Raw genomic sequence first — 11,639 nt, forward strand, 5'->3', positions numbered from 1 at the left:
TTGTGGTTGTAAAGGTGGAGGCAGTGTTATAGGTTAACTAGTCGTTATAAGAAAAGGAGTGGAATTAGAATGATAGTAAAAGTTCTAGCTAAAGCAGATATAACAGGTAACGATTTAAAAATTAAACTAACATCTTTGTATCAACAAGGGAAATTCAAAAAATTAGTGAGTGAAATGCAAAAGAAGGAAATGTTTATATTAGAAGAATTAGATGTAGAAAAAGCTTTTACTTTTGAAGCGGCTGTAGGTCAAAAAGAGAAGGGGCTTACTCAATTTAATTCAACTATAATTAATTTAGTAAATAAAGATAAGACCGTTAATATCTTATTTAATGAATTACTAATTTATCAGGATCATTACTTTGGACAGATTTTACAAAAAGGGGATTCTAATAATATTGTCACTTTTACATTTGAACAAGAAGAAATAATTGAGAAGCAATACGAAACGGATCTAGCTCAATTTGAATTTGTTGAAGAAAATATTACAATCGATAATGAAGTTAATTTACTAGCATGGTGGAACTCTAATGGTTGCTTACCAGGAGGATATCAGCATTGTGGTGGTAACTGTGGTTATGGTTCAGATCATGGTGGAGGTAAACCGATTAATACAACAGATACTTGCTGTGTAGCACATGACAGATGTTATAGCGTCTTTGGGTATGGGGACAATTGCTGCGATAAAGAGTTGGTGTCTTGCGTTTCAGGGCATACTACTGCAGCAGCAGCGGGAATTCGTATAATCTTCGGACCACAAGCATTGTTCTGTAAGTATTAAGGAAAAAGCCTTTGAAGGAATTAACCCTTCAAAGGCTTTTCTAAACGCGTTTTTTTAAAGATCGTTCAATGTAAATATATAAATACAAGCAAATAGACACTATTAACATTCCAAAGCTTATTACTAATAAACCCAATCCACCCCAGCTACCTATAAGAAACGACATAAGAACATTGATTCCAAAAAAAATAAGTGTTATTATAGCAGCTTTTCTTTTATTTTTAACGACTAACATACTTATCCCGAATACTACTACATTAGAAAAAAAACCTATTGCAATTGGAATTAGAATATCCTTATCCATCTTCTTATCCTAGTCCTTTCTTTGCTTTGTTTTCTAGAAAAAAGTAGCATCATTATCCTGAATATTTTGAATTTAAAAACCACTTTCCGTCTATTATACAAAAATTGATACAGAAAAGAAAAAATAATCAATATACATTAAAAAAACTCCCATTGGCTAGGAAGTTTTTTATTTAAATCTGCTAACTAATAAGAGCATTTAATTTTGATTTTTACCATCCCCAATGGAATAGTGAAAATAAGGCAATGATTAAAATAATCACAGCAATTATTAAAGTGACAAAGCTACTAGCACTACCCGTTTTATTTTTCATTAGCTTTAAACCTAGTCCAATATTAATTATTGATAAAAGGATAGCTAACCAAAATCCTAAATGACCTAAGCGTTCAATTTGAATGGGTGATTGATTGTAAAAATAATGATAGGTAATACCTAGAACAAGTAAAATGGACAGTACAATATTGGTCGATGCAATTTTGTTGTTGCTAATCATAATTGTCTCCAATCGTTCCTCTTATTGATGTATAGTATGCATGAAATAAAAATCTGATAAAGATTCTATAATTCATGGTTTTAATTACATGCTTAAGCTGGATTGGAATAGGGCTATTTCAATTGAATAAAACCATTTCCAACCTGATTGATTGAGAAGTTTTCCAATGGAAGAGCATGCGACAATAAGTAATCATACACATACATAGGAATCAAATGTGGTTCAGAACGATTTATCATCTTTATAATAAGGGCAGCGGCACCAGCAACAAAAGGCGATGCCATAGAGGTTCCGGTCAACTCTACATAATCACTGTTTAAATGTGTAGATAAAATATTTTCACCAGGCCCAACAAAATCTAAGTTTACATTCGTATTAGAAAATTTTGAGGGTGTTTCTGTTTCAGATATGGAGCCGACTTGTACGACTTCTTTATAAAATCCAGGGTATGATATTTCGATAGTGTCGCTTTCTCCATCGCCTTCATTACCGGCAGCGGCTACTAATAGGATTCCTTTCGAACGGGCATATTTTATGGCTTTATACAATTCTTCATTTGGTTCAGGGCTACCTAACGACATATTCATGATGTTTACTTTTTCCCCATTTGGTCCAGTCCAATCAACGGCATACATAATTGCCTTAATCAAGTTCTCAAAGCTACCTCGTCCTTTATGATTAATGACTTTTAATATAAGAAGTTTACTTTTGGGTGCTACACCTGTGATTCCTCTACCGTTATCAACGGCTGCAATAATGCCAGATACATGTGTACCATGCCCGAGATAGTCTTGATAAATGATAGGATTACCTTCATCATCATCTGTGAAATTATAGCCATCAATTATATTGTCCTTTAAACTCGGGTGGTCAACCTGAACACCGCTATCTAATACAGCAACAACAGATCCTGAACCTTGATCTGTTTCTTCCCACAATTCCCTTGCTCGAATCTTATCTAAGTTATCAGGAACTGCATTTAGAACTTTAAACAACTTAACAATTTCCACTGGTCTTATAATGATTTCTGCGCTCATTATCTTCATCTCCTTTTACATAATAAAGTGATGAAAGGACGATGATAATAAATAAAAAAGTGAAATTCGCTTAATTTGAAGCTCAAAAAAATACCCCTAAAATGTTAGTAAAGGTCTAACATTTTAGGGGTAGATAGTATTAATGAATTTGAATATTCAGTTAAATCTGTAGGTAAATATTTAGTTTCTAGGGCCGATTCTTCCACCCTTTGTTAATTGATTCCAATACATCTCGAAAAACTTCAACTTTGTTCGAAATGTATAAGGTAATCCAATAAACAACCAAAATAGAGAAGAATAAACCAACAAAAGTATTAGTAATCCCATCAATATACTTTTTATCTGAAAACTAATAAAAATGCTAGAAAACATAATAAGTAAATGTATTATAATTATTCTCTTATAGGCTAACAAGAATCTCCCCTCCTGTTCCAATCATAACATTACTAGAGGGGGAAATAAACTTTTATAACTAGATATTTCTATTTAACAAAAACCTAATGATTTACAACCTGGTCCACATGTGACTTTATTTTCGCTGTAGCACACTAATGCAAAAACTCCTGCACAAATAAATGGACACGCTAAAGTACCGATTGGGACACAAGCCATGATACAAGCTGCTGTACTAGCTATGGTACAACCCGTACCTTGGATAGTGTCACAGACAGTAGTACAGATAGAACACTTTGACCACATTGGATTAAGTTCATTATTTTGCGTAGAAGAACGTAATTCATTAACATCGTATAATGGGTTTGTGTGCCATTCATACTCGAAATACTCCCCATTAATCTTAATAGTTACTATTGGGAATAAATTTTCTCCAGCAGCTTGTGTAACTTCGATAACACTTGAATGACCATAAAAATGCGAAATAGCTTTAAATTCTGCGTTTTCGACAGTAAAAGTAATTACTGTCTGAAGTTCTTCCATAACTAAAGTAAGAACTTGAACAGGAATAGTCCCTTTAGTAAACTCTCCGCCTAATGATTGTGTTATTAAAGCTCGAAGATCAGTAGATGTAGCTTTAATAGAAGGATAATGATTTAGTGATTTGTTGATAAGGGTCTGCACACTTTTATTTGCAAATGCCTTATCAACTAAAATATCAACCTCATTTTTATCCAACTCTTTAACTTCTGATGTAACTTGTTTTTCAGTCATTGTATTCTCTCCCTTTTAAAAGTATTTGAAGCAACAAATGTGCCTCATACTAAGTAAAGTGAAATACAACTGAAAAATTAAACTGTGCTATAATTTTTTTCACTTAAAGTTAATTGATATAAACCATTGTCGTAATTTTCCGAAAATAAAAGGTGCCTAAATATATGCTTTGAATGCCTGCTGCGAGACGTTTAGTGTGTAACTAAGAGGATAAGCTTTAATCCAAATGGAGACGATTATTAAGAATAAAAAGTAAATTTATGCATATTACCTTGTAAGCACAAACATAGTACTAACAAGTAACATCCTATAGTAAAAGGTTGAAACCAAATATATTTTTGTATCTGGAGACCGTAGAGATAAGGTTGATTTTTGTTGATTTTTAGTTATTTTAATGTAATGGGAAGACTAGAGAGAAATGAAGAGAAAATAAAAAATATCTCGAAAATGTTAGAGTGTTTCTTTATTTTGTACTGAAAATTTTATTTTTTAGGACCTATTCTTCCACCTGTTGTTAACCAACTCCAACATATCTCGAAAAACGTCACCTTTTCTTGTAATAAATATGGAAGGCCAATAAAAAACCAATACAAAAAAGCAAGAATTAACACACCAGTTAATATACTGTTCATCTGTGTAGCAATAAAAATGCTAAGGAACATAATAAGAAAATATAGTACGGCAATTCTCATATAGGCTATCATAAAATTCCCCTCACTAATATTAATAATTGTGATTTCTAAAAATAAATTTTGGTTCCTTTAAGGTTCATTAAATCCATAAAAAGCCATTAGATAAATCCAGATAAACACTACTAATATAAACGAATTTAGGACAACTAAAATCATACGAGTGGGCCCTTTTATCCCTAAAATAGCGAATATTAATCCTAAAATTCCAGAAATAAATGGAATTGTTAAGCTAATTTCCAGAATGTATTGTGGAGCTAATCCAATAAGAAATGTTAAAAACAAGAAAGCTATTGATAAATACGTAAAAATTTTTCTTTGCAAATAGCACCGCCCCCTGTATGTAGAGAATATAAAAGTTGAATACACATTTACATGAATTTAGCTTGTACAAAATCAAACCTTAACATAATTAATGTTAAGGTTTGTCTCTATTACAACTATAACACAAATGTTATTTATTTACAGTTTTTGTCGCATCGAATAAATCATTCTTTACCTATTTTACTATCGTAGTTAAACTCGGCAGGACATCTCTTATAGTAGCAACAATGTTGATTATTTTGTAAATTTTTAACAATAAACTACCTTCTATAAAGGCTACGCACATACTGTTGATTCCATTAAAAAAATCAATTAGAACTGTAGTAGTTTGTCCATTATCCCGTATCGTATTTATTTGTTGAAGTGGAAAAAATAGGTATACTTACCCCGTATAATTTATAGTGAGAATTTAGCGTTTCATATTTGACTCAAAATGGTGGTGATAAAATTGAAACAAAAATTATTTTCCAGTTTATCTTTTATTTTTTTAATTTTAACATTTTTTATGTTTGGATATGATTCAGGGAAATGGTATAGTAATTTTTTTGATTTCCTTTATGATGTTAGCATCTATATGCCGTTTTTATTAGGGGGATTAGGCATATTAACTGCGATCTTTGGTATCAAAGGTAATATACGCGGTATTTTGATTATCCTCAATTCCTTTTTGTTAATAATGTTTCTATTAGCATTTTTAATGGGGACGTTTGGATTTAAAGAAGCTTGAATCACTTTTTTTAAAATTAAAATTCACCAAATAAATTAGGTAGTTCTTAACCTAAATTATTTGGTGGGTTTATTTTGTTAATTGATCATATTTCATTAGCATGAATCTGACAATATTCCCTCAATAAATTAGAAGAAATACTGGCATTTTGTATAAGATTTATTAGTAAGTCGCGTTCTTTTGGAGACAGACTGTCATTTGTTAAACAATTTGTATAAAATGATTGAATTTCTCTCGCTTTACAGTAACAAGCCATTAGTTTTTCAATTTCCATATTGATCATCCTCCTTTTTTGTAATTAAAAGATTTTATAACTTCAGATAACTCCATGATGACAGCTTCTAATTTATCTAATTTCCTTTCGAATCGAATGAACAGATAGACTGTTATGGCAATGGGAAACCCAAAATTTCCTATTAAGCTTATCCACATTGGAATATTTTCCGATGTCATAAGTTAATCACCCTCTTTCTTACTCCAAATTAGTAGGTGATATTCGGATTCGATCCGAGGAAGGTGTTACAGGTTTTCGCCTTACCATTAGGTTACATCACCAAAATTTAAACTGTAATATGTAAAGAGAATCCTTCCTCAAGAAAAACAACCTTACAGTTAAAAAATATAATTTTGTGAGGTTTCATTTCTATTGTGTTGGTCCTCTTTATAGAAAAAGGAGGTTTTAAGATGAAGTACTATAACAGTATATTCAAGTGATGAATGTCAATATTGTGTTAGGTTAAAGGAATGGTTTAGAGAAAATAATATAACTTATATCAATAGGGATATTAATGACGAGCGTGTATTGAAGGAATTTAAGCAATTTGGAATCAGAGCTATACCATTACTTAATTAGTTCACTGATCATAAAGAAGAAGAAATTATTGGTTATCAGCAAAAAATAATAGCTATTTTAGATATTTGAAAAAGTTGGGTGAACCAATAGAAGTCCCAGAGGTTATAGTACCGTTTACTTTTAGAATGAAGGGAAGGACAGAAAAATTCGGAGAGAATAGCCCTAGATGGATCTACTCGATAAAGTTAGTGGTGAATCTCATGAAAAATATCGAGAGGATAGTAGTATTTGTTATAAGAAGATTGGCTATTCACCGAGGAGTCGAAACGCGTTAATTGTTGAACCACCGTATAAGGCAAGGTCGTATGGTAGTGAGAAGGGGCGGGGTTAGTCACCCCAACTACCCGATTCTCTTTTTGAGAACGTTCATTCTCGTTGTGGTTTATAATATAGATACTTGCATTCACTAGAAGGAGGGCGGATATTTAGGAGGGATAATTAAATGGAGAAAGATATTCAAAAAATAGAGGAATTCTTCTATAGAAATAATAAGCAGGCTAACAATCCAATTATAAAAAGCTTTTTGTCGGATTCTAAAAATCTTTATTTGGTACAAAAAGCAATTTTATACCCAACTAATATTAATAAGAAACTCGTTGATGAATCTTTTCAATCTCACTATATAAATGTAAGAAAGACCAAATACGTCAGTAATTTAATTTATTTCTATAGCTTAGATTTTGATAAAAAAAGGAGAAAGCTACAAAAACGTTCTTTATTAATATTAGATAAGGATTTATCAAAAGATGGTGGCACGACTGTAAAAGAGCTAATAGAAAATGCAAGCAACGAAAAAGACTTTGATAATATTGTTGGGGAAGGGCTATTAGACAAAATTGAGGATGAAAAGCTTTTAAAGTCTTTACAAAAACTAACGGTTAAACAGCTTCAAATTTTAGAGATGATTTATGTAAAAGATCTTTCTATTAAAGAAATCGCTCAAACATTACAAACTTCCCCGCAGAATGTATCAAACCTTCACAGGAAGGCTTTAAATAAACTCAATAATACACTCAGTAAAAAGGGGGGAATAATTTATGACGAATTTAGAAAACCAACATAACGAAGAGGCTCTAACAGTTATAGAGAATTTCACACCTAAAATTAAGCAATGTTTACACAATACAGACTATCAGGAAAGGGAAGACTTGGAACAAGAAATTAAATTGAAAATTATAGAAAAGCTTGCAACAGTTAAGTTTCAGGATGCACCTAGGTTTTGGGATTTTTTCTTGTGAACCTACTAAGCGTCGGGTGGCTCAAGTCGGAAATCTGATTAACTTCTCGGTAATCCAAACGTTTCATGGCAATCTGATCATATTCTTGGTAGACCGGAGTATTTCAGCTGATAGTGGATCACTTGTTTGGCCAACTAGATCAGATTAGGAAGGCATCAAATCACTTCCCCAGTCAACCTAATCAGTTCGTATTGTAACCTAATGTTGATACTTTGAAAGAATAAAAAACGATGCACATAGCAAAGATACTATGTACATCGTTTTATTAATGGATTAGCCTTTTAGGAAATCAGGCTTTTCGAAGCTTGGGTTTGGATATTTATAGAAGCCTTCGCCTGATGCCCGGCCTAGCTTTCCTTTTTCGATATACTTTGTTTTTAAAAGGTTGGCTAATTTATTCAAGCTTTCATCATTAGTAGCAGCGGCTTTCGCTTCTACAATGTTGAGGGAAGTATTAATACCGATAATGTCAAGGATCGCGAATGGACCTAGTGGTGCTCCTGTTGCAATCATCCATGTTTTGTCGATTGTTTCAGGGTCTGCTATTTCTTTTACTAATAATGATTCAGCAGCATCTAAAAAGGGAACTAGTAATGAATTTAAAATATAGCCTGGTTGCTCTTTATATAACGGTAGTGGAACCATGCCGATTGCAAGCGCAAACTTTACGACTTCATCGAATACGTTCATATCAGTGCCAGGGTGTTTCATAATTTCGGCTGTGTTGTTTTTCCAAATTGTATTTGCAAAGTGAAGCGCTAAAAATTTCTCTGGGCGACCAGTTGCTTCTGCAAATTGGCTTGGCAATAAAGTTGAAGAGTTTGTTGCGAAAATTGTTTTAGTAGGGGCAACTTTACCAAGATTTGTGTAAAATTCTGTTTTAATTTTAACAACTTCTGGGATCGCCTCAATGACAAGATCAGCATTTGCAACGGCTTCCGATAAATCACTGTTAAATGATAAGCGTGCATAAGCAGCATCTACTTCTTCTTGAGTTGCTCCTAGATCTTTTTGGTATAACGGTTTTAATTTTGTAATACGATCTTGTGCATTTTTTAATGCTTCATCATTAATATCGTATACTGTTACATTAAATCCTTTAAAAGCTGATTGATAAGCAATTTGACTACCTAGAACACCGCTACCTGCAACCGTAATATTTTGATAATCCATCCTAAATTCCTCCTTTGTTATTTTTTCCCTAATTACAATTCCATACTACTCCTTTCAATTTTGAAAAATCAAATGATAGCCAATGATATAAAGAATTCTAAGCTACATTAATTTTCCCGAGAGTATAACAATAAAAAAAACGCCATAGAGTGACGTTTAATTTTCAATAGCTCCTAGCGCATTATCCATTTGGCGTTCATTATATTTTATTGCATTACTATTAGTCGATTCGAGTCCCTTAAAAGTATAATTAGAATTTTGATAAAACCCAAAAACAAAATCGTTGATAGGTGTTTCTTCTTCTCCATAATATCTATTCACTACAGTTGCCTTGAAAATATTTCCTAGCATATATTCATCATTGTGTACGTCTGCCAAATATGTTTTGTTTTTATATTCGGCAATAATGTAATCCTCGAATTCTTTGATTTCAGCTTTTGTAGACGGATACTTTTTAGCGTAGGCTACAATTGTATCGAACTTTTCAGTAGGTGGGCTTTTAAGAGAAGCAATTTCCTTTACTTTATCCTGCCAAGTTACATCTTCTGTTGTTTCTACTTTAGCTACAGGCTCTTTTTCAGACGTATTAGCTACATTTGCTTTATTTGCTTCATATTCAGGTGAAATATCCCAATAGGCTAACATACATAAAATCATAAAGATTATGGGAATCGCAGTAAATTTCAGCATTTTTAGAGCTTTAATTCTATCCAACTTGATGAAATGGAAAACGGCAAGAAGAAGAAAAACAACTACCATAATGATACTGATAAGAGTAATAAGGACTAATATATTTACAAGGGTATTTACCAATTTTTAAAAACACCTTTCCTTAGATCGAAATCTTTTATTTATCAAATATTTTAATATATAGAATAAAATAGAACTACAATCTAGCTAAAATTTTATGCTATAAAAAAGAACAGCTCTTGAGCTGCCCTTGCATTAAAATAAAATTTCACATGCTACTTATAGTGTAACTTTAAAACTGATCGCTTTTCCAATAATCTTTGCAGGATTATTTTGGTCTACTATATAAGGTTCATGTTTTGGGTTATCTGGCATAAGTAAAATGGTATTCCCTTGTTTTTTAACACGCTTAAGAGTTGCTTCTGTATCTCCGTTTACAAGTACGGCTGCTATCTCACCGTATTCAACTTCACTTTGCTCTCTAATCAAAACCTTAGAGCCATTTGGTATAGTCGGCTCCATCGAATCACCTTTTGCCACTAAAGCAAAAATATTTCCTGCGGGTAATAACTCGGAAAACTCGTACATATATCCTTCGACATTTTGCTCCGCTAGAATAGGCTCTCCGCAAGCGATGGTACCTAAGATTGGGATTTTCATAAAGTTTGGCTGTATTTCTATTAAATTTGTTGGCTGCTCTTCCGTTAAATCCGAACGCCTAATATTAAAGTAGTTCGCCATTAACTGAATTTTATCCGGTCTAGGGTATGTGCTAGCTTTCATCCAATTAGAAACGGTTGTCTCTGGTAAATTTAAATCTCTAGCCATGTCTGTTTGATTTAAACCTCTTTTATCCAATTGTTGTTTTAAGTTTATGGAAAAGACGATTTTTAGTTTATCTGATTTATCCATATTAAAGCCCCTCCTTACCTACAATAATACCGATAATCAGTAGTTGTGTAAACTTTAAAGTACCTTTTAAAGGAATTATTTACTTGACAATACCGTTTAAAGGTATTACAATTAATTTACATTGTAAAAAGAAGTAACAGAATCTAATATAAGGAGATGGATTTCGAATGCCAAAAAACAAAGGATTGTTTAGATGAAAAGGCAATTGAGAGAATTAGCATATGGTAGTTATTTCTCAATGAGATAAAAAATTTTAAAAAGAGGTACCGTTTAAAGGTATTTAACCGTTGTTAATGATTCAAAGACTAATAAAAAAATAAACATAAGCAGGTGCTAAGTATGTACGAATGGTTAAGAGATTATCAGCAAATTGAAGATGAGATTATATATTTGGAATTTAATTTAGAGCGATCACAAAAAGAGTTAAAACGTTGGGTCAGTGGCGATTTAGCAGGAGTAAAGCTTACTGCAGAATCTGATGGCGCGAAACTAGAGGAACGGATAGAGCGAATTGAAAGAGAATTGCAAATTAAGCTTGCTGAACAGAAGAATTTTATGGAGCTTATTAGTAAATTCAGTGGATTGAATCACAAAATTTTAAAATCGAAGTATGTAGATGGTATGACATTAGAAGAAATAGCTGAAGAGTTAAATTACAGTGCAAGCTATATTTATAAAAAACATGCAGAGATTGCTAAAATGATTAGATTTGCTCACGAAATAAAACTTACTCATTGATACCTTGTAGTATGAAATTTTTATTAACTGTAGCTAGAGACTACTTTTGAAAAGTGGTCTTTTTTTATGGACAACGGTAGATGAGTTTCCCTGAACTGACACCCAGCAGTATGAATAGAAACGATTGAAAATCCATTATATGATGGTAATGTAAAAGTTCGGTTATTGAACAACATATACTTTAGTTAGAGGTCACCTAGAAAAAGGTGATCTTTTTTAATGGGAAGTTCAGAAAAATGAACTTTCCTTTAACTGACACTCAGTAATGAGAATAGAAACGATTGAAATTCCGTTATATGATGGTAGTGTAAAAGTTCGGTTAATGAACAATATATACTTTAGTTAGAGATCACCTAGAAAAAGGTGATCTTTTTTAATGAGAAGTTCCGATAAGTGAACTTTCCTTTAACTGACACTCAGTAATCGGAATAGAAACGATTGAAAATCCATTATATGATGGTAATGTAAAAGTTCGGTTAATGAACAACATATACTTTAGTTAGATAGAGATCAC

The 11,639-nt window shown here is 32.2% G+C and carries 15 protein-coding genes; 6 read left to right on the plus strand and 9 right to left on the minus strand.

Annotated features, from left to right (window positions below):
* Window positions 1–69 precede the first annotated feature (69 nt).
* Complete coding sequence (locus ACFTQ7_RS17420; RefSeq protein WP_386830142.1) at window positions 70–780, plus strand: hypothetical protein; 711 nt, start codon at window positions 70–72, stop codon at window positions 778–780.
* Between the two features lie 515 nt (window positions 781–1,295).
* Here ACFTQ7_RS17420 and ACFTQ7_RS17425 read toward each other — a convergent pair.
* The 4 genes from ACFTQ7_RS17425 to ACFTQ7_RS17440 all read right to left on the minus strand — a co-directional run bounded on the left by ACFTQ7_RS17425 (window position 1,296) and on the right by ACFTQ7_RS17440 (window position 4,794).
* Window positions 1,296–1,589 (minus strand): hypothetical protein, encoded by a 294-nt coding sequence (locus ACFTQ7_RS17425; RefSeq protein WP_386830143.1) that lies wholly within the window; start codon window positions 1,587–1,589, stop codon window positions 1,296–1,298.
* A 101-nt stretch (window positions 1,590–1,690) separates the two neighbouring features.
* On the minus strand, window positions 1,691–2,614 hold the full coding sequence (locus ACFTQ7_RS17430) for a S8 family peptidase (RefSeq protein WP_386830144.1): 924 nt from the start codon (window positions 2,612–2,614) through the stop codon (window positions 1,691–1,693).
* Between the two features lie 486 nt (window positions 2,615–3,100).
* Window positions 3,101–3,781, minus strand: a complete 681-nt coding sequence (locus ACFTQ7_RS17435; RefSeq protein ID WP_386830145.1) for a hypothetical protein — start codon at window positions 3,779–3,781, stop codon at window positions 3,101–3,103.
* Between the two features lie 761 nt (window positions 3,782–4,542).
* Window positions 4,543–4,794 (minus strand): hypothetical protein, encoded by a 252-nt coding sequence (locus ACFTQ7_RS17440; protein ID WP_386830146.1) that lies wholly within the window; start codon window positions 4,792–4,794, stop codon window positions 4,543–4,545.
* 448 nt (window positions 4,795–5,242) lie between these two features.
* Here ACFTQ7_RS17440 and ACFTQ7_RS17445 point away from each other — a divergent pair, with 448 nt between their 5' ends.
* Window positions 5,243–5,521: a hypothetical protein gene (locus ACFTQ7_RS17445; protein WP_386830147.1), complete on the plus strand. Its 279-nt coding sequence runs from the start codon at window positions 5,243–5,245 to the stop codon at window positions 5,519–5,521.
* 85 nt (window positions 5,522–5,606) lie between these two features.
* On the opposite strand, the gene ACFTQ7_RS17450 is transcribed toward ACFTQ7_RS17445, so the two are convergent.
* Together ACFTQ7_RS17450 and ACFTQ7_RS17455 are read right to left on the minus strand one after the other, a co-directional pair.
* Window positions 5,607–5,795: a hypothetical protein gene (locus tag ACFTQ7_RS17450; RefSeq protein WP_386830148.1), complete on the minus strand. Its 189-nt coding sequence runs from the start codon at window positions 5,793–5,795 to the stop codon at window positions 5,607–5,609.
* A 5-nt stretch (window positions 5,796–5,800) separates the two neighbouring features.
* The gene (locus ACFTQ7_RS17455) at window positions 5,801–5,974 is read right to left on the minus strand and encodes a YvrJ family protein (protein ID WP_386830149.1); all 174 of its coding nucleotides are present in this window, start codon (window positions 5,972–5,974) and stop codon (window positions 5,801–5,803) included.
* Window positions 5,975–6,215: 241 nt separating this feature from the next.
* On the opposite strand from ACFTQ7_RS17455, the gene ACFTQ7_RS17460 reads away from it, so the two are divergent.
* From ACFTQ7_RS17460 to ACFTQ7_RS17470, 3 genes are all read left to right on the plus strand, one after another.
* Window positions 6,216–6,374 carry a glutaredoxin family protein gene (locus ACFTQ7_RS17460; protein ID WP_386830202.1) on the plus strand — a complete coding sequence of 53 codons (159 nt, stop codon included), beginning with the start codon at window positions 6,216–6,218 and terminating at the stop codon, window positions 6,372–6,374.
* Between the two features lie 442 nt (window positions 6,375–6,816).
* Window positions 6,817–7,437, plus strand: a complete 621-nt coding sequence (locus ACFTQ7_RS17465) for a sigma-70 family RNA polymerase sigma factor (RefSeq protein WP_386830150.1) — start codon at window positions 6,817–6,819, stop codon at window positions 7,435–7,437.
* The gene (locus tag ACFTQ7_RS17470) at window positions 7,412–7,612 is read left to right on the plus strand and encodes a hypothetical protein (RefSeq protein WP_386830151.1); all 201 of its coding nucleotides are present in this window, start codon (window positions 7,412–7,414) and stop codon (window positions 7,610–7,612) included. Before ACFTQ7_RS17465 ends, ACFTQ7_RS17470 begins: the two co-directional genes overlap by 26 nt.
* A gap of 273 nt (window positions 7,613–7,885) precedes the next feature.
* Here the strand turns inward: ACFTQ7_RS17470 and ACFTQ7_RS17475 are convergent, their stop codons facing one another.
* The 3 genes from ACFTQ7_RS17475 to ACFTQ7_RS17485 form a co-directional block, all read right to left on the minus strand.
* Window positions 7,886–8,785, minus strand: a complete 900-nt coding sequence (locus tag ACFTQ7_RS17475) for a 3-hydroxyacyl-CoA dehydrogenase (RefSeq protein ID WP_386830152.1) — start codon at window positions 8,783–8,785, stop codon at window positions 7,886–7,888.
* Between the two features lie 156 nt (window positions 8,786–8,941).
* On the minus strand, window positions 8,942–9,598 hold the full coding sequence (locus tag ACFTQ7_RS17480; RefSeq protein ID WP_386830153.1) for a hypothetical protein: 657 nt from the start codon (window positions 9,596–9,598) through the stop codon (window positions 8,942–8,944).
* A gap of 156 nt (window positions 9,599–9,754) precedes the next feature.
* Window positions 9,755–10,387: a LexA family protein gene (locus tag ACFTQ7_RS17485; protein ID WP_386830154.1), complete on the minus strand. Its 633-nt coding sequence runs from the start codon at window positions 10,385–10,387 to the stop codon at window positions 9,755–9,757.
* A 339-nt stretch (window positions 10,388–10,726) separates the two neighbouring features.
* Here ACFTQ7_RS17485 and ACFTQ7_RS17490 point away from each other — a divergent pair, with 339 nt between their 5' ends.
* On the plus strand, window positions 10,727–11,125 hold the full coding sequence (locus tag ACFTQ7_RS17490) for a hypothetical protein (RefSeq protein ID WP_386830155.1): 399 nt from the start codon (window positions 10,727–10,729) through the stop codon (window positions 11,123–11,125).
* Window positions 11,126–11,639: the final 514 nt, after the last annotated feature.

Source organism: Lysinibacillus sp. NPDC056959 (assembly GCF_042674095.1).
GTDB lineage: Bacteria > Bacillota > Bacilli > Bacillales_A > Planococcaceae > Lysinibacillus > Lysinibacillus zambalensis.